Here is a 17,422-nt window from a genome sequence, read left to right on the forward strand (position 1 = left end):
AGCCGCCAATCGTTCGTCCTGCTCTTGTGACCCGTCGTGACCCCGCTTAGCTCTTTGTCCATGACAACGATTACGAACCGTGCGGATTCGTCGCTGGTCGACGGCTTCGGCCGGACGATCCGATACCTGCGCGTATCGGTGACCGATCGCTGCGACCTGCGCTGTCGTTATTGCATGGCGGAGAACATGACGTTCCTGCCGCGCGCACAGATCGCCACGCTCGATGAACTGGCGGTCATCACCGAGCGTTTTATCGCGCGCGGCGTCGACAAGGTGCGGCTGTCGGGCGGCGAACCGCTGGTGCGCCGCGACGTGATCGACCTCGTGCAACGGCTCGGTCGTCACGTCGGTGAAGGCCTCAAAGAGCTGACGATGACGACCAACGGCACGCGGTTGGCGCAATATGCTGATCTGCTCGCTGGCGCGGGCATGCGGCGCATCAACGTCAGCATGGACACGCGCGATCCGGACAAGTTCCGCTTCATCACCCGCCACGGCGATGTCGCGCAGGTGCTGGACGGCATCGAGGCGGCGACCGCGGCCGGCCTGCGCGTCAAGATCAACATGGTCGCGTTGAAGGATTTCAACGAGGACGAGATCGGCGACATGCTCGCCTGGTGCGTCGACCAGGGCCACGACCTGACCCTGATCGAGACCATGCCGCTCGGCGAGGTCGAGGAGGATCGTACCGACCGCTTCGTGCCGCTGACCGCGGTCAAGGAGATGATCGAAGCGCGCTTCACGCTGTCGCGCGATCTGAACGGCACCGGTGGCCCGGCACGTTACTGGCAAGTCGATGGTTCTGACACGCGGCTGGGCCTGATCTCGCCGCTGACCGCGAACTTCTGCGACGGGTGCAACCGCGTGCGGCTGACGACCGAGGGCAAGCTCTACACCTGCCTCGGCCACGACGACCAACGGGACCTGCGCGCGGCGCTGCGCGAGGGCGGCACCGCTGGGCTCGACGCGGCGATTGAGAGTGCGCTCACTACCAAGCCGCGGCGGCATGATTTCCGCATCGAGCGCGACGCGGCCCCTGCGGTCGCGCGCCACATGAGCGTGACGGGCGGATGACCGACTATCCGCGGCGGGCGCTGGTTGCCTCGCCGACGCCGCCCGCGCAGGCCGCCCGCGCCGAACTGGCGGACGCGTGGGACTGGGTGCCGGTCGAGGACGCCGACCTCGTCGTCGCGCTCGGCGGCGACGGGTTCATGCTCCAGACGCTTCACATGCTGCTCGAACGTCGCAAGCCGATCGTGCCGGTGTTCGGCATGAATCTCGGCACCGTCGGGTTCATGATGAACGAGTGGCGGCAGCACGGGCTGGAGGAGCGCATCAGGCGCGCGAAGGCGTTCAAGGTGACGCCGCTCGCCATGACGGCGACGGGGATCGATGGCCGCGTCCATTCGCTTCCCGCGATCAACGAGGTGTCGCTGCTGCGCGAGACGCGGCAGACCGCGAAGCTGGAGGTCACGGTCAACGACCGCGTCGTGCTGGAAGAGTTGTCGTGCGATGGCATCCTGGTGGCGACGCCCGCTGGGTCGACCGCGTACAATCTGTCGGCACATGGGCCCATCCTGCCGCTCGGCTCCGCGATGATCGCGCTGACGCCGATCAGCGCCTTTCGACCGCGACGCTGGCGCGGGGCAATCCTGCCCGATCGCGCGCGGGTCAAGCTGCGCATCCTCGATGCCGCCAAGCGGCCGGTCTCTGCGGTCGCTGACCAGCGTGAGATCCGTGACGTGGCGTGCGTCGAAGTGTGCATGGACCGCGCGCGCGAGTTGACGCTGTTGTTCGATCCCGAACACGCACTGGATGACCGAATCTCGATGGAACAGTTCGTCGTCTGAAAACTCACGACGCGCTGATCGAAAGGGGTTGCACCCAAAAAATCAGCGTTTATAGACGCGGCTCCGCGCAGCGTTCCCTGATAGCTCAGCGGTAGAGCTCTCGACTGTTAATCGAGCGGCCGTAGGTTCGAATCCTACTCAGGGAGCCATTTTCTACCTCGTGAGATCATCATGAGGCCGCGGGGTCAGCAAGTAGATCGGACCGTCACGTCGGCGCAGATGCGCTGATCATCCGAGCGTGAGCGCGGACGCAGATACGCGCCCGGCGCGCGTCAACGCGACGGCCCTTCAATTCAACGAGCGCGATTTGGCGCTCTAAGAACGCCCGGTGCACGAGGCACCGGGCGCCGCGATCTCAGTTGCTGTCCGCGTTGTCGTCGTTGACGATCGCGATGACGCCGATCGCGACAATGCCCGCGAGGATCGCGAGACCGACGAAGCCGAAGCCGGCCAGGTCGCTCTGCTTCGCCGACGGCGTGCTCGCGCGGACGCTCTTGGCGACCGACAGGCTGGCAGCGGGATTGGCGGTGGCGGCGAGCGCCGGCGAAACGGAAAGCGATGCGACGGCGGCAGCCGCCAGGAACTTCTTCAGCATGGTCAATTCTCCTTCGATGATCGGCCCGGCTGCGTGGTTACACTACTGACGGTCCCGACGACACATAGGTGTCGTGCAACCGATAACCACGCAAGCCGGAATTGGTGCCCGTCATCGTTGTCAATTAATGCCAGTGTCGCTTTTTCTTGCCACGTTGTTGTCTTGGCGCCACACTGCGCATTCGAAACATAAAAGTACAATTTAGGTGAGGATTGCAGATGTTGATGATCGAGGTCGTGATGGGCATCGTTGCCGCGTCGTTCGTTGCCGTACCGGTCGCGCTCGCGACGTTCGGCAAGCCGGCGGTGGCTATGAAAATCGAGAAAAATCAACTCTGAAAGCGATTGGCTCCGCGCGGAGCCATTCCGTTCATCGCACGTTCCACTCGGGTCGGCTACACGGCGCCTATCGCGCCTAGTCGGGCGTGAGCGGAGAGATGTGAGATGTTGAGGAGACTGAGTCGCAGGGCGCTGGTGGTTGCGTTGGCTGCGAGCACGACCGTCGTCGCGGGTTGCGCGACCGAAACCGCCTATCGTCCCGCGACCGGATCGGGCTTCTACCGCACCGGCTACAGCGATACGCGGATTACGCCGAATCGGTATCGCGTCACCTTCGCGGGTAATTCGGTTACTGATCGCGACGTGGTCGAGCGTTACCTGCTGTTCCGCGCCTCCGAACTGACGGTACAGAATGGCTATGATTATTTCGTCATGGCCGACCGTGACACCGACCGTCAGGCACGTACCTACTCGACGCCGGGTGCCTGGGGCCCGGGCTTTGGCCCATATAGCGGTCTGTGGGGTCCACGCTGGGGCTTCTACGGCAGCTTCGGCTATCGCTCGTGGGATCCGTTCTGGGGCGGGCCGTGGGGCGGTTGGGGCGGCGGCGCCGACATCCGCACGGTCGACCGCTACGAGGCGAGCGCGGAGATCGTGATGTTCCGCGGCAAGCCGCAGCCCGGCAACGTCCGCGCCTTCGACGCGCGCCAGGTGATCGACACGCTGGGTCCGACGATCAAGCTGCCGCAGGCGCGCTGACCGCGTAGAAAGAACGAAAAGGCTCCCTGCCGCGATGCAGGGAGCCTTTTTCTTTGCCTCGACCATCGACGGCATGGCGTCACAAGGCGAGATCGCCTTCCGGCACCGACAACGAAAAAGGGCCACCGGATCGCTCCGGAGGCCCCTATCGACCAAGCAGTTCAGACTGCGCCGTGGCAGTGCTTGTACTTGCGCCCCGACCCGCACGGACACGGCGCGTTGCGGCTGACCTGTCCTTCCCACTGCGCGGGATCGTCGCCGACGTCGACCGGCGATGGCTGGACGATCTGCATCGGCGGCAATTGCGTCTGGATCAGGCCCAACGTGCCCGCGTCGATGTCGGACGAGTTATCCTCCCCGGTAAACGGGTCGAAGTGCGTCGTGATGAAGTCGGGCAGTTCGGGCAGCTCGGGCAGCGGCTCCATGCGGAACTGTGCCTTGGCGATCGTCTTCGTCACGTCGACCCGGATGCTGTCGAGCATGCGCTGGAACAGCGAGAACGCCTCCTGCTTATACTCGTTGATCGGCGTCTTCTGCGCGTAGGCGCGCAGGTGAACGACCTGACGCAGCGCGTCGAGCGTCGCCAGATGCTCCTTCCAGTGGTGATCGAGGTTCTGCAGCAGGATCGACTTCTCCACCTGCGTCCAGGTCTCAGGCTCGAGATCGGCCGCCTTGGCCGCGACCATCGCGTCGGCTTCTGCCTGAACGCGCTCGGTCACGATCTCGGGATCGATCGCTTCCTCGGTCAGCCAGTCGTCGACCGGCGGCTGGATGTTGAGCACCTCGGCCAGCTGCTCCTTCATTCCCGCAATGTCCCACTGCTCGGGATAGGAGTTTGGCGGGCAGGCATCGCCGACGATCGCGTTAACCGTTTCCGCGCGCATGTCCTCGACCACGTCGCCGACGGTGTCAGCGTCCATGATGTCGGCGCGCTGCTCGTAGATCACCTTGCGCTGGTCGTTCATCACGTCGTCGTATTCGACGACCTGCTTGCGTACGTCGTAGTTGCGCGCCTCGACCTTCTTCTGCGCCGTCTCGATCGCCTTGCTCAGCCACTTCGAGCCGATCGCCTCACCGTCCTCCAGGTTCGAGCGCATCATGCGCGCGAACAGCGTGTCGGGGCCGAAGATGCGCAGCAGATCGTCCTCGAGGCTGAGGTAGAAGCGGCTGAGACCCGGATCGCCCTGACGGCCCGAACGACCGCGCAGCTGGTTGTCGATACGGCGGCTCTCGTGCCGCTCGGTGCCGAGCACGAACAGCCCGCCCGCCTCCAGCACGCGCGCCTTCTCCGCTGCGATCTCCTGCCGGATCTGCTCGATCGCCGCCTCGCGCTCGGGCCCTTCGGCCATGCCGGCGAGCTCGTCCTCGACTCGGAACTCGAGGTTGCCGCCGAGCTGAATGTCGGTGCCGCGGCCCGCCATGTTGGTCGCGATCGTGACGGCACTCAGCCGCCCGGCCTGCGCGACGATGTGCGCCTCCGACTCGTGATAGCGCGCGTTCAGCACCGAATGGTCGACGCCCTCCTGGCGCAGGAACTCGGACAGAAGCTCCGACTTCTCGATCGAGACGGTGCCGACCAGCACCGGCTGGCCCTTGCTGGCGTGCTCGCGGATCTTCTTGGCGATCGCGCGGAACTTGTCGTGCGTGTCCTTGTAGAACTCGTCTTCCTCGTCGACGCGGTTGATCGGCCGGTTGGTCGGGATGGTGACGACGTTCATCTTGTAGATGTCGAAGAACTCGGCCGCCTCGGTCGAGGCGGTGCCGGTCATGCCCGACAGCTTCGGGTACATGCGGAAGTAGTTCTGGAACGTGATCGAGGCCATCGTCTGGTTCTCGGGCTCGATCTGCACGCCCTCCTTCGCCTCAACCGCCTGGTGGAGGCCATCGGACCAGCGGCGCCCGTCCATCATGCGGCCAGTGAACTCGTCGATGATGATGACCTTGTCGTCCTTGACCAGGTAATCGACGTCGCGCTTGAACATCACGTTCGCGCGCAGCGCCTGGTTGAGGTGGTGGACGACCTGCGTGTTCTCGAAATCGTAGAGATTGGCGCCCTCCAGCAGCCCCGCGCTCTCCAGGATACGCTCGACCTTCTCCGTGCCGTCCTCGGTCAGGACGATCGTCTTCTGCTTCTCGTCCTTCTCGTAATCCTCTTCGCCCAGCTGCTTCACCACCGCATCGACGCTGATGTACAGCTCGCTCTTGTCGTCGGTCGGGCCGGAGATGATCAGCGGGGTGCGCGCCTCGTCGATCAGCACCGAGTCGACCTCGTCGACGATCGCCATCGCGAACGGACGCTGCACCATGCTGGCGCGCTCGTACTTCATGTTGTCGCGCAGGTAGTCGAAGCCGAATTCGTTGTTGGTGCCGTAGGTTATGTCGGAGGCATACGCCTGACGTCGTTCCTCGTCCGACAGGTTGGGCACGATCACGCCGGTGGTCAGGCCCAGGAAGCCGTACACCCGGCTCATCCAGTCGGCGTCGCGCGCGGCGAGATAATCGTTGACGGTGATGACGTGGACGCCTTCGCCCGGCAGCGCGTTCAGATAGGTCGCGAGCGTCGCGACCAGCGTCTTGCCCTCGCCGGTGCGCATTTCCGCGATCTCGCCGCGGTGAAGCACGATGCCGCCGACCATCTGCACGTCATAATGTCGCTGGCCGAGCACGCGGCTCGCCGCCTCGCGTACCGTCGCGAACGCTTCGGGCAGGAGCTGGTCGAGCGTCTCGCCGTTCGCCAGCCGCTCGCGGAACAGGACGGTCTGGTTGGCGAGCGTCGCGTCGTCCATCGCCTGCAACGCGGGCTCGAACGCGGCGATCTTGGCGAGGATGGGGTTGAGCGACTTGACGTAGCGGTCGTTGGACGACCCGAAGAGCGACTTGGCGATGCCACCGAACATGGGTGTGGATCCTGTATCTGAACGAGCGCGGGCACCGTCGATCGGCTGCCCGCGCGCAAAGGAAAACGGCAGGAAAGCGGCGGGAAGTCCGCCGCGACGCGCTTATTCGCGCCGACGCCCGGCGAAGGCGGGCTCGGCCGGGAGCAGCGCCCAGCCGCGCGTCATCGGCGCAGCGGCGGCGTGCACGAGCGACGCGAGCGCCTGTACGGGACGTGCGAGCAGCACGACGCGCGCGGCGGCGACCGGGCGCGCCACCTTCTCCTGCGCCACCGCCTGCGCGAGCTGCGGCTGGCGCGCGCTGCCGCCGATGCCGGTCAGGGCCGACAGCAGGGCAGACAGGAGGAGGAACAGGTTCACGCGTGCGGACATAAGGCGGCGGGCGGCACGCGTCCACCATCGGCGTGCAGGCTCATTGCTTAGTTGCGCGGCAGCACCCAGCGTACCGGCATTTGCATGGTCGACCGGATCGGAGAGCCAGACTCATCGCGGGCAGGCTCGTAGATCCCGCGGCTGACGAGGATGCGGCACGTGGCTGCATCAAGCTGGTTACTGCCGCTCGATGTCACGATGCCGCACGACTCCACGCGGCCGTTGGTGCCGATCAGCACGCGTGCGACGGTGCGACCTTCTTCTTCCGCCCTGATTGCGGCAGGGGGATAAGAGTCGGCCCCGAACCATCCGGCAGGACTACCCTTCGGCTTGGTCGCGCGCGGCGGCAGCACGATCGTTGGTGGCGGCGGCTCGGAGCGAACGGACTTCGGCACATAGACAGGCGGCGGACCGACGACCCGTGCGGGCTTGCGATGCGTCCACCAGTTCCACGCATCCTGCGCGAGCCACAATGTCGTGACACCGCGCAGCGCGATTAGCACCGCCACGATCGCGACGATCAGCCACGTCAGCCGCTTGCCCGAGCCGACGAACCACGGCTGCGGGCGCATGTGGCTGGGATCGAGCCCGTTCTGCGCGCGCGCCTGCCGTCGTGCCAGATCCTCCAGATCGTCGATCAATCGCCCTACCCCCCGCCGTCGCGGCAGCTTATGGCGCGCTCATGTCCCAGTCCATCATGTCCGACGCCACGCCCTCCTCTCCGCTCGCGCAGCCCTTCCCCGATATGCCGCCGATCGCCGGCGTCACGATCCGCACCGCACGCGCGCGCTACAAGGCGTGGGATCGCTGCGACCTGACCTTCGCGGAGCTGGCGCCCGGGACCAGCGTGGCGGGCGTGCTGACGCAGTCGAAGTGCCCCTCTCCCGAGGTCGAGTGGTGCCGCCGCGCGCTGGTGATGGGCGAAGCGCGCGCATTGGTCGTCAACGCGGGCAATTCCAACGCCTTCACCGGTAATCGCGGCCGCGCAGCGGTGGAGGCGATCGCCGCGCGTACCGCCGCGCAGCTCGGGTGTCGGCCATCGGACGTGTTCGTCGCCTCCACCGGCGTGATCGGCGTACCGCTGCCGATCGGCAAGGCCGAGGCCGGGCTTGACGCCGCCTTCGCCGCTGAGCCGGTCGGCTGGCGCGACGCCGCCGACGCGATCGCGACCACCGACACGTTCGCCAAGGGCGCGAGCGCGACCGCGGTGGTCGACGGCCGCACGATCACGATCGCCGCGATCATCAAGGGGTCGGGCATGATCGCCCCCGACATGGCGACGATGCTCGGCTTCATCTTCACCGATGCGGCGGTCGCGCCGGGCTACCTGCAAGCCGCCTTGTCGGCGGCGAACGAGCGTAGCTTCTCGTGCATCACCGTCGATGGCGACACATCGACCAGCGACACCGTGCTCGCCTTCGCGACCGGCGCGGCGGGTAATGCGCCGATCGGCAGCGACGAGGATGCGGGGGCCGACGCGTTCCGCGCCGCGCTCGCCGACGTGTGCCGCCAGCTGGCACTGCTCGTCGTGCGCGATGGCGAGGGCGCATCCAAGCTGATCGAGATCACGGTCGAGGGCGCGGAGAGCGACCGGTCGGCGCACCGCATCGCGATGAGCATCGCAAACTCGCCGCTTGTGAAGACCGCGATCGCGGGAGAGGACGCGAACTGGGGCCGGGTTGTCATGGCAGTCGGCAAAGCGGGCGAGCCGGCCGAGCGCGATCGCCTGTCGATCCGCTTCGGCGCGACGCAGGTGGCACGAGACGGCCTGGCGGTAGAGGGCTATGACGAGGCGCCGGTTGCCGCACACCTCAAGGGTCAGGAGATCGAGATCGGCGTCGACCTGGGGCTGGGCGACGGCGGCGCGCGCGTGTGGACCTGCGATCTGACGCACGGCTATATCAGCATCAACGCCGATTACCGCAGCTGAGCGGCCGGGGATGAGCACGCTCGATCAGGCCGTCGCCGCGCTGTTGGAGCGGGTGGCGGGCGAGGTGATACTGCCACGCTTCGGCCGGTTAAACGCAGGCCAGTCCGAAGAGAAGACGCCGGGCGATTGGGTCACGATCGCGGATCGCGAGAGCGAGGCGATCCTCACCGACGCGCTGCTGCGGCTCGACCCCGATGCGCGCGTCGTTGGTGAGGAAGCCGCATCGATCGATCCTTCGCTGATCGAGACGGTCGCGCAGGGCCGCGTCTGGCTGGTCGATCCGCTCGACGGCACGAACAACTTCGCCGAAGGACGCGAGCCGTTCGGGATGATGGTCGCGCTGGTCGAGGACGGCGTGGTGCAGCGCGGCTGGATCTACGCGCCGGTCACGAAGCGCCTCTGCTTCGCGGCGCGGGGCGAGGGAGCGTTCATCGACGGCACGGGCGTGACGTGCAGTGAGCGCCCGGTACGCCAGCCGATCGCGACCTACTCGAACTATTGGTTCTCCGATGCGGACGGTGCCGCGATCGAGCGGAAGGCAGCGGGCGTACTCGACCTGCGCCACGGTTTGCGCTGCGCGGCGGCGCAATATGCCGCGCTGGTCGACGGCTCGCATGACATCGCGCGGTTTGAACGCATCTACCCGTGGGACCACGCCGCCGGTTCACTGTTCCTGACCGAAGCGGGCGGCCATGTCGCGCGGCCGGACGGACACCCCTACGCGCTGACCGACACCGGCAAGGGCCTACTCGCGGCGGCGTCCCCTTCGCTTTGGAAACGCGGAGCGCGCGTGCTGGGCGCGATTACCGACTGAGGTGCGACCGCCGGGTCGGCAGGATCTCGTTGACCACACCAAGATCGCGCTGCGACACGATCCTGATCGCGCGGATCGCGCGGATCGCGCTTCGCTCGCCATTGGTCGGTGCACAGGGTGGGGAAAGATCACTAGCTGAGGCAGGGGCGAAACGCTCCACGCCGATCAGTTCGACCTCGAATACATGCCCACGAGGCCACGGCGACATCGTCGCAGGCTGTTCCGCAGCATCTCGATCGAGCCACGAGAACGGCGTGCGCGGCGCGATCTCGCCGACGATTGTAACTTCGTAGAAGCGCTGCGCCTCGAACTCGTTGACGAACACGCCCTTCATGCGACGTGGAGGCGATGGTGCGCTCCACGCACATGGATCAGCCGGCGCTGCTGCCGAGAGCAGCAGCGCCGCGAGGATCACGCGAGCTCACCCTCGAGCCAGGCCTTGATCCGGCCCTTGGGCTCGGCACCAACCTTGGTCGCCGCGGGCACGCCGCCCTTGAACAGGATCATCGTCGGGATTCCGCGCACGCCGTACTGGCCCGGCGCGTCGGGGTTCTCGTCGATGTTGATCTTGGCGATCGTCACTTGCTCGCCGAGCTCGTCCGACAGCTCCTCGAGGCTCGGGCCGATCATCTTGCACGGGCCGCACCACTCGGCCCAGAAATCGACCAGCACGGGCTTGTCGGCTGACAGCACGTCGTTCTGGAAGCTGGCGTCGGTGATCTTCTTGGTAGCCATCGTAAACTCCTGTGTTGTTGCCGATTTAGGTGTCGTTGCTGATCTAGGATGCGGTGTTCGCGCGCTCAACCATCCGCGGCCAAGCTTTGCTCCGCCGCCGCCAAGCCGCGCTTCCCGCGCGCCAGCGCCGCGGCATCGAGCGGGATCAGCACCGGGCCGCTGGTATAGAGCAGCGCGACATCGACCGTCGCATCGGGGAAGATGATCTCCAGCGCCGCCTGGTACGCCGCCATCTGCTTCAGGTGATAGTCGGGCACGTCCGGCGCCCCGCGCGGTACCTGTCGCCCGGTCTTGTAGTCGATCACGCGAACGTGGCGCTGGCCGATCAGCAGCCGGTCGACTGTGCCAGAGACGACGCGCCCGTTCGGCAAGACCGCGCTGATCGGCGCCTCGACCAGCGCGTCGGGCCCGAACAGGTCGGCGAACGCCGGATCGTCCAGCACCCGCAACACCGGTGCGACGATTGCCGCGCGATCCGACGCTGGCACGTTGCGCGAGGCGAGCCACGCATCGGCCGCCTCGGCACGAGCCGGCGACGCGAGTGCGGGCAATCGCTCGAACAAGGCGTGCATCAACGTGCCGCGCTCGGCCGCGGCCTGCATCTCGGGCGTGGGCGGCGCGTCACCGGCGTCGTCCTCGCCCAGTGACGAGGGCGCGAGCGGGCGCGGCGGCCGCTGTTCCTCGGGTGCCATCTCGCGCGCCCAGGCGGGCAGTGGCAGCTCGTCGGACGCCTCCGATGTTCTGGCGCGACGCAGCGGCACGGGCGCACGGGGCTCCGTGCCGCGAAACACGCGTGGCTCGCTCTCCGCCTTTGCCACGCCCAACGCGTCGAGCGTTCGCTCGGTCAACGCGTACCAGCTAGCGGGCGGCGCCTCGCCCTTCCATTTGGCGCTGAGCGAGCCGGTTACCACCAGCCGCTCCTCCGCGCGCGTTGCCGCGACGTAGAACAGCCGCCAGTGCTCCTCGCGCTCACGCCGTTCGGTCTCATTGAGCGCGGCGTCGATCTCGCCTGCGCGCTCCGCTTTTCGCGGGCGGAACACCGGGATCGGCTCGTCGAGCCCGTCCGACTGCCACAGCACGGTTGAGCGCGGGGCGGAGTCCGGGTCCGCGGTCGCGTCCGCGAGGATGACGAGCGGCGCCTGCAATCCCTTTGCCCCGTGCGCGGTCATCACGCGCACCGCGTCGAGCGGCGCGGCGGCGTCGCGCACGATCTCGACCTCATCGCGCTCGAACCAGTCGAGGAAACGCTGCAGCGACGGCGTCGTCGTGGTCTCGAAGTCGAGCGCGGCGTTGAGCAGTTCCTCGATCGGATCGCGCGCTTCCTCGCCCAGCCGCGACAGCAGCTTGCGCCGCCCCTGCATCGGCCCCGACAGGATCATCTCGAGGAACTGGTACGGCGTGCGGAAGTCTGCGCGTGCCAGCATCGTTTCCAAGTCGCCGAGCAGCGTCGGCACCGTTTCCGACAGGTGCCGCCACAGCGTTCCCTTGCGCGGCACCGCGCGCGCGAGCAGATCGTCCTGCGTCCAGCCGATCAGCGGCGAGACGAGCAGGCTGGCGAGGCTCAGGTCGTCGTCGGGTTGCAGCACGAAGCGGATCGCGGCGAGCAGGTCCTGCACCGCGAGCGGCGCGCTCAACCGCAATCGGTCGACGCCGGCGACGGGCACTCCCTCGGCATAGAGCCGCGCGACCAGCAACTGCGCCAGCTCACCGCGGCGCTTGACCAGGATCATCACGTCCTCGGGCCGGAGCGCGCGGCCCTTGCTCTCCAGAACCATGCCGCCATCGAGCCAGCCGCGCACGAGCTTGGCGATCCGCGTTGCATTGGCGCGCACCGCGTCGTCGATCCAGCCCTCCTCGCCGCCTTCCTCCGCTTCACTCGCACCTGCAGCGATGGCGGGGATCAGCATGACCTGCCCCGGCCCTGCGATGCGGCTGCCGTGCGGTGGGATCATGTCCTCGCCCGCGAAGTGCGTGGCACCGACCTCCCCGATCGCCGCATCGACGAACTCGAGCACCGGCGCGGTCGAGCGGAACGAGTCGACCAGCGACAACCGATCGAACGGCAGCCCGCGCTCGCCCGCCTCCATGTCGTCGTCGCCCGCGACCATCGCGGCGCGCGCCTCGAAATAGCGCTCGGCCGCCATGAAGTTGACCGGATCGGTGCCTTGGAAGCCGAAGATCGCCTGCTTGGTGTCGCCGACCGTGAACAGCGTGCGGACCGAGGGCGCGTAGACGCCGCGACCGACGAAATATTCGTCCACCAGTGCGCGGATGATCGTCCACTGCGCGACGTTGGTGTCCTGCGCCTCGTCGACCAGCACATGCTCGGTAATCTGGTCGAGCTTGTAGCGGATCCACTCGCCGATGCCGTCCTGCCGGAGCAGGTTTACGGTCGCACGGATCAGGTCGTCGAAATCGACCGCCCCAGCGCGCCGCTTCGCCGCTGCATAGCCGCGCGCGTAATCGCGCCCGACCTCCAGTGCGGCGCCCAGCAAGTCGGCGTAGGCGGCGCGCACCTGCAATCCGAGCAGATCGGCGCAGGCGCTGCCGAGCTCCTCGGCCAGCGCGACATAGTCGGCCTCGGCCGCGATCAGCTTCGCCGAGGCCTTGCGCGGCTCGCCCGTGCCGGTGCGCACCACCGCCATCAACGCGCCCAGCCGTTCGACACGGTCAGCTCCATCGGCGGCGAGCCAGGCGGCGATCGCGTCGGCGTGTTTCAAGCCTGTCGCCGTGCCCCACGCAGCATTGGCAGCGGCGATGCGACGGATCGCGCGCTCGTCCAGACCGGCGCACCGCTCGCGTACGTGCGCGTCCACGTCGCCGAGCGGAACGCCTAGCGCAACGCGGATGAACGCGCCGATCCCGCTCGGCAGCGCCTCAAGCGCGCTGCCGGCACGCGCGCATTCGTGCAGGAACTGCTCCGCGCCCTGCTCGCCCAGCCGAACGCTCAGCTGGCCGATGGTTGCGACCGGCCCCTCGCGTCCGTCGCGCTCGGCCGCGACCAGCAGGTCGGACAGCGCCTGTCGCCGGAGCAATGCCTCCTCGCGCGGCTCGATCGGACGGAAGCCGGGCACAAATCCTGCCTCGACCGGGAAGGATGCGAGCAGGCTCTGGCAGAAGCCGTGGATGGTCAGGATGCGCAGGCCGCCGCCGGGCGCATCGAGCACCTTCGCGAACAGGGTGCGTGCGCGCGCAATCTGCGCGGGGTTACCGGGCTCACCGAGTGCGCGCAGGTCGGCGAACAGCGCGACATCGTCCATCCGCACCCACGCGGCCAGGCGCCGGCTGATCCGCGCGGTCATCTCCGCCGCACCCGCCTTGGTGAAGGTCAGGCACAGGATTGCAGAGGGATCGGTCCCGCCGAGCAAAAGACGGAACACGCGCGCGGCGAGCACCTGCGTCTTGCCCGTCCCCGCCGAGGCCGAGAGCCAGACGTGCGCGTCTGGGTTGCTCGCCCGCTGCTGATCACCCTGAAGTGCGGGGAGCGGTGCGAGCGCGTCAGCGTTCACGGCCGTACCATTCGTCGCGGCGCATCAGCTGATCGTACTCGGCGAAAGGCGCGAACTCCGGATGCAGCTTGGCGACGAACGCCTCGTCGCCGGTCAGCCATTTCGCAGCGGCGTCGGCGAAGCTGTCGCGTGCGGCGCGGGTGAAATCGTCGGTCATGATGCGCCCGTTCTTGCCTGCCGGGTCGGCGGGGCTGGTCACCATGCCGAAGCCGTCGCGACCCTTGGCGAGCGACCAATATTCGAAGCCGCCGGCGCGGCCTTCGACGTTCTTGAACGCGCCCTCCTCTACCATCGCGCCGAGCAAACCCAGCTGCAGGTTGAACCCGCCACGCACCGCCGCGACCGACGGGGCCTTGCCGGTCTTGTAATCGACCACCACGATCGAACCGTCGGCTTGGCGGTCGACGCGGTCGAAGCGGCCGGTGAGCTTGATGCCGGACAGCATCGCGTTGCCCTGCCCTTCGGCGGCGAGAATATCGCGACCCTCGGCACGGTTCGCCTGCATCGTCGCCGCGATCCACTCAATCCCGGCGATCAGCCGCGGCTGCCAGAGCGCGCGGAGCAGCGGATGCGCGGCAGGATCATCGAGCATCGCCAGCGCGCGCGGCACCAGCCGGTCGGGCGCGCACGCGTCGTGCTCCGCCCATTCCTCCAATACGCCGTGAACCGCGGTGCCGCGCCACGCCGCGCTCGGATCGGCATCGACCGCGTCGAGCGGCATCAGCTTCAGGATGCGCCGTGCGTAGAAGGCGAACGGATCTGCCTTCAACCGGTCGACCTCGGTGACCGAGATGCTTTTCGGCCGAAGCTCCGCCCGCGGCACCGGCGCAGGCCGCTCGGCCGGCTTCGGCGTCGCGCCATCGTCGAGCAGCCGCGTCCACCGCTCCAGCCGATGCGCACGGACGAACCGCTCGCCCGCCATCGCCTCAAGCCGCAACCAGAAACGAGACGCGAGTGCTGGGCTGCGCGCATCGCGGCGACTGCGCGTGATCAGCACGCGCGGCGCGCCCAGCCTCTGTCCGAAATCGTGCGCCGCGGTGCCGATCGCGCGCTGCAATCCCGACAGGCCCAGTTCGGCGCGGATACGCGGCGCGAGCCACGGGTCCGGCGGCGGGTTGCCCGGCCATACGCCCTCGTTCAGCCCGCCCAGGATCATCAGGTCAGCGGTCTGCAATCGCGCCTCGATCAGGCCGTAGATCGCGAGCCGCGGATGCTCACCCTGAATTTGCCGGACTGCGACCTCGTCCATCAGCAATCGTAGCAGCGGCGCGAACCCCGCGGCGGAAGCATTCGCCGGCCCGAGTGGCGCCTGTCGCTCAAGGTTGGTCAGCAACTCGCCCGCGCAGCGCCCCGCAGGACCGCGCCACACCTCGTCGCCGGCGAGCGCCTGCGCCGACTCGCGCAGGCCTGCGACCAGTTCGGGCAGGCTCGACGTGCCGCGTCCGAACACCGCCGCGACCGGCTCCAGAAGCGCGCGCGCCTCCGCCCACCACGGCAACACGGCGCGACGCAGCTCCTGCTCGCGCTCGGGACCGCCCTCCAGATGCGCGGTAATCCCGGCGAGTCCGGGTGCAGGACGCGGGCCGCGCAGGGCGCGGTCGAGCCGGCGCACGCCCTCCAGCCAGCGTCCGCGCTGCTCGCCGCTCCGAACCAGCGGGTGCTTGAGCAGCGTCAGCAGCGCCATTGGCGCGAAATCCTGCGCCGCCGCCTCGACGATCGCGGTCAGCAGCGTGCCCGGCGGCAGGATCGACAGCGCGCGTCCGGCGCTGTCGTCGATGGGTATCCCCCAGCGCGCGCAATGCGCCGCAACGCGCCGCGCGAGCGACCGGTCGGGGGTGACGAGCGCCGCGGTTTGCCCCGGCTGCTCGATCCACTCGCGCATCGCGAGCGCGATTGCCTGCGCTTCCTCGGCCGGGGTGGCGAGCTCGGCCGCCTCGACCCCGGTCAGACGCCGTTCGGACGCGTCCAGCTCGGTCCACTTGCCGGTGAAATCGGCGGGGGCGAGCGCGTTGGCGATCGCGCGACCGCGCACGGCGCTCGCGTCGTGGTCGCTGCCGCCGACCCAGGTGCGCACCTCGCCGCGCCCGACGCCCATGCGGTCGAGGATCAGCTTGAGGTGAAATTGCGGGTGCACCTCGATCGAGCGGCGGCGCAGGCCGGTCACGGGATTGGGGTCGTGCGGACCGAGCGCATCCCACTCCTCCTGCGGCATTCGCGTGTCGAGGTTGGCGAACGCGACCATCCCCTGCGGCAAGCCCGCCACCACGCGCAGCAGCCGTGCGATCGCGGGTGCGGGATCGGTGATGCCGACCGCGCAGACGAACCCGGTGGGCGGCGCAGCGCGCCACCGCGCCGCCTGCGCGTCGAGCAGCGCGATGCGCCGCACGCCCGCCTCGATCCGCCCCAAGCGCTCGCGCTCGGCCGGCCAGCGGTCGAGCACGATGCGGAACATTTCCAGCGCGCGCTGCCAATGCTCGGTCAGCCCCTCGCCCGGATCGATCTCGGCCAGTCGCACCGGGTCTATTTCCTCGACGATCAATTGGTCGAGCGTGCGCGCGAGGTCGCCCGCCAGCCGCACCGCCTCCGCCGCGTCGACCGGGTGACCGGCACGCGCGCGCTCCTCCTCGACCATGCGCGCGAGCACCATGCGACGCTGGAGTGGGTCGATCGCGGGCGGCAGCAACGGCGTGACGCCGGCGGGATCGAGCGCCGCGCCCAGCGCTTCGCCCAGATCGTCGCCCGCCAGACTGACGATCCGCGGCAGCAGCAGCGCGCCGCCGCTCGCGCGCACGAACGCGCGCGTCATCGCCACACCGGCGCGATTGTTTGGTACCAGCACCAGCCCGCGCGCCAGCGTCAGCCGATCGCTACCGAACCGCCTCAGCAGCCCCGCGACCGCCGCGTCGGCAATCGCGCGGTGCGCCGGGATAGTGTAAAGGTGGAGCCCGCGCTCCTCAGCCATCCGACAGGATCGCCTCGGTCCGCGCGATCGCGCCCGGCGTGCCGACGTCGAACCACAAACCCTGGTGCACCACGCCGAACGCGCGCCCGGCCGCGATCGCGCGATCCCAGAACAGGTTGGTCGAGAACGGTCCCTCGGGCCAGTCGGCAATCACGCGCGGCGACAGGATCTGCACGCCGGTGTAGACGAACGGCGCCACCCGCCCGGCGCGACGCCGACCGGTGACCTTGCCCGAGGCATCGAGGTGAAAGTCACCCTGCCCGCGGTGGTTGTGCGCGCGCGCGTACGGTACCAGCAGCAGCAGCGCGTCCATCGCCGCGTCGTCCCACTGCGCGGCGAGCAGCCGGATCGCGTCGGTCGGCCCGTCGAGCCACAGATTGTCGCTGTTGACGACCAGGAACGGCGCGTCCCCCAGCGCCTGACGCGCCTTGACCAGTCCACCACCGGTTTCAAGCAATTGCGCGCGCTCATCCGACACGATCACGTCTATCCCACGGACGCGGTGCGTCACGTGCGCCTCCAGCGCGTCGGCCAGATAATGGACGTTGACCACCGCGCGCTCGACCCCCGCATCGCGCAGCCGGTCGAACACATGATCGATCAGCGGCTTGCCCGCCACCGCGATCAGCGGCTTGGGACGCAGCGCGGTCAGCGGGCGCATCCGCTTGCCCAGTCCCGCCGCCATCACCATCGCGGTCTTCGGCACGCCGGCGTCGGGAACCGG

At 68.3% G+C, this 17,422-nt stretch carries 14 protein-coding genes and 1 tRNA gene; 6 read left to right on the top strand and 9 right to left on the bottom strand.

The genetic code is table 11. From position 1 onward, the window contains the following. Nucleotides 1–60 precede the first annotated feature (60 nt). From moaA to BMW51_RS03240, 3 genes are all read left to right on the top strand, one after another. Complete coding sequence (gene moaA, locus BMW51_RS03230) at nt 61–1,074, top strand: GTP 3',8-cyclase MoaA (protein WP_093003239.1); 1,014 nt, start codon at nt 61–63, stop codon at nt 1,072–1,074. Beyond that, the gene (locus tag BMW51_RS03235; protein WP_093003241.1) at nt 1,071–1,850 is read left to right on the top strand and encodes an NAD kinase; all 780 of its coding nucleotides are present in this window, start codon (nt 1,071–1,073) and stop codon (nt 1,848–1,850) included. The genes moaA and BMW51_RS03235 overlap by 4 nt, the downstream gene beginning before the upstream one ends. Before the next feature lie 74 nt (nt 1,851–1,924). Continuing rightward, nucleotides 1,925–1,999 (top strand) — tRNA-Asn (locus BMW51_RS03240). A gap of 206 nt (nt 2,000–2,205) precedes the next feature. On the opposite strand, the gene BMW51_RS03245 is transcribed toward BMW51_RS03240, so the two are convergent. Further along, a complete protein-coding gene (locus tag BMW51_RS03245) occupies nt 2,206–2,445 on the bottom strand; it encodes a hypothetical protein (protein ID WP_093003243.1) in 240 nt (79 codons plus the stop codon). A 473-nt stretch (nt 2,446–2,918) separates the two neighbouring features. Here BMW51_RS03245 and BMW51_RS03250 point away from each other — a divergent pair, with 473 nt between their 5' ends. After that, entirely contained in the window at nt 2,919–3,482 is a 564-nt protein-coding gene (locus BMW51_RS03250; protein WP_245708252.1) for a CC0125/CC1285 family lipoprotein, read from the top strand. 161 nt (nt 3,483–3,643) lie between these two features. On the opposite strand, the gene secA is transcribed toward BMW51_RS03250, so the two are convergent. From secA to BMW51_RS03265, 3 genes are all read right to left on the bottom strand, one after another. Continuing rightward, nucleotides 3,644–6,379 carry a preprotein translocase subunit SecA gene (gene secA / locus BMW51_RS03255; protein WP_093003245.1) on the bottom strand — a complete coding sequence of 912 codons (2,736 nt, stop codon included), beginning with the start codon at nt 6,377–6,379 and terminating at the stop codon, nt 3,644–3,646. 102 nt (nt 6,380–6,481) lie between these two features. Further along, nucleotides 6,482–6,736, bottom strand: coding sequence for a hypothetical protein (locus BMW51_RS03260; RefSeq protein ID WP_143051787.1), 255 nt, complete (start codon nt 6,734–6,736; stop codon nt 6,482–6,484). Nucleotides 6,737–6,795: 59 nt separating this feature from the next. Further along, entirely contained in the window at nt 6,796–7,389 is a 594-nt protein-coding gene (locus BMW51_RS03265) for an energy transducer TonB (RefSeq protein WP_093003249.1), read from the bottom strand. A 56-nt stretch (nt 7,390–7,445) separates the two neighbouring features. On the opposite strand from BMW51_RS03265, the gene argJ reads away from it, so the two are divergent. Further along, entirely contained in the window at nt 7,446–8,678 is a 1,233-nt protein-coding gene (gene argJ, locus BMW51_RS03270) for a bifunctional glutamate N-acetyltransferase/amino-acid acetyltransferase ArgJ (RefSeq protein WP_093003251.1), read from the top strand. A gap of 10 nt (nt 8,679–8,688) precedes the next feature. Continuing rightward, a complete protein-coding gene (locus BMW51_RS03275) occupies nt 8,689–9,492 on the top strand; it encodes an inositol monophosphatase family protein (protein ID WP_093003253.1) in 804 nt (267 codons plus the stop codon). Here the strand turns inward: BMW51_RS03275 and BMW51_RS03280 are convergent. The 5 genes from BMW51_RS03280 to BMW51_RS03300 form a co-directional block, all read right to left on the bottom strand. Next, nucleotides 9,482–9,907 carry a hypothetical protein gene (locus BMW51_RS03280; protein WP_143051788.1) on the bottom strand — a complete coding sequence of 142 codons (426 nt, stop codon included), beginning with the start codon at nt 9,905–9,907 and terminating at the stop codon, nt 9,482–9,484. The genes BMW51_RS03275 and BMW51_RS03280 overlap by 11 nt on opposite strands. After that, a complete protein-coding gene (gene trxA, locus BMW51_RS03285; RefSeq protein WP_019517237.1) occupies nt 9,904–10,227 on the bottom strand; it encodes a thioredoxin in 324 nt (107 codons plus the stop codon). The genes BMW51_RS03280 and trxA overlap by 4 nt, the downstream gene beginning before the upstream one ends. A gap of 65 nt (nt 10,228–10,292) precedes the next feature. Next, nucleotides 10,293–13,736, bottom strand: coding sequence for a double-strand break repair helicase AddA (gene addA / locus BMW51_RS03290; protein WP_093003257.1), 3,444 nt, complete (start codon nt 13,734–13,736; stop codon nt 10,293–10,295). Beyond that, nucleotides 13,726–16,698: a double-strand break repair protein AddB gene (gene addB, locus BMW51_RS03295; protein ID WP_093003259.1), complete on the bottom strand. Its 2,973-nt coding sequence runs from the start codon at nt 16,696–16,698 to the stop codon at nt 13,726–13,728. The genes addA and addB overlap by 11 nt, the downstream gene beginning before the upstream one ends. Beyond that, the gene (locus BMW51_RS03300; RefSeq protein ID WP_425440964.1) at nt 16,691–17,389 is read right to left on the bottom strand and encodes a nucleotidyltransferase family protein; all 699 of its coding nucleotides are present in this window, start codon (nt 17,387–17,389) and stop codon (nt 16,691–16,693) included. Before BMW51_RS03300 ends, addB begins: the two co-directional genes overlap by 8 nt. Nucleotides 17,390–17,422: the final 33 nt, after the last annotated feature.

Origin of the sequence: Sphingomonas palmae, from assembly GCF_900109565.1 — a bacterium.
Taxonomy (GTDB): Bacteria; Pseudomonadota; Alphaproteobacteria; order Sphingomonadales; family Sphingomonadaceae; genus Sphingomonas; species Sphingomonas palmae.

Excerpts from the sequence above, each read along its gene's own strand:
- trxA (WP_019517237.1), bottom strand. The coding sequence starts at position 10,227 with ATGGCTACCAAGAAGATCACCGACGCCAGCTTCCAGAACGACGTGCTG.
- moaA (WP_093003239.1), top strand. The coding sequence starts at position 61 with ATGACAACGATTACGAACCGTGCGGATTCGTCGCTGGTCGACGGCTTC.
- BMW51_RS03275 (WP_093003253.1), top strand. The coding sequence starts at position 8,689 with ATGAGCACGCTCGATCAGGCCGTCGCCGCGCTGTTGGAGCGGGTGGCG.
- argJ (WP_093003251.1), top strand. The coding sequence starts at position 7,446 with ATGTCCGACGCCACGCCCTCCTCTCCGCTCGCGCAGCCCTTCCCCGAT.
- BMW51_RS03245 (WP_093003243.1), bottom strand. The coding sequence starts at position 2,445 with ATGCTGAAGAAGTTCCTGGCGGCTGCCGCCGTCGCATCGCTTTCCGTT.
- addB (WP_093003259.1), bottom strand. The coding sequence starts at position 16,698 with ATGGCTGAGGAGCGCGGGCTCCACCTTTACACTATCCCGGCGCACCGC.
- secA (WP_093003245.1), bottom strand. The coding sequence starts at position 6,379 with ATGTTCGGTGGCATCGCCAAGTCGCTCTTCGGGTCGTCCAACGACCGC.
- BMW51_RS03235 (WP_093003241.1), top strand. The coding sequence starts at position 1,071 with ATGACCGACTATCCGCGGCGGGCGCTGGTTGCCTCGCCGACGCCGCCC.
- BMW51_RS03300 (WP_425440964.1), bottom strand. The coding sequence starts at position 17,389 with ATGGTGATGGCGGCGGGACTGGGCAAGCGGATGCGCCCGCTGACCGCG.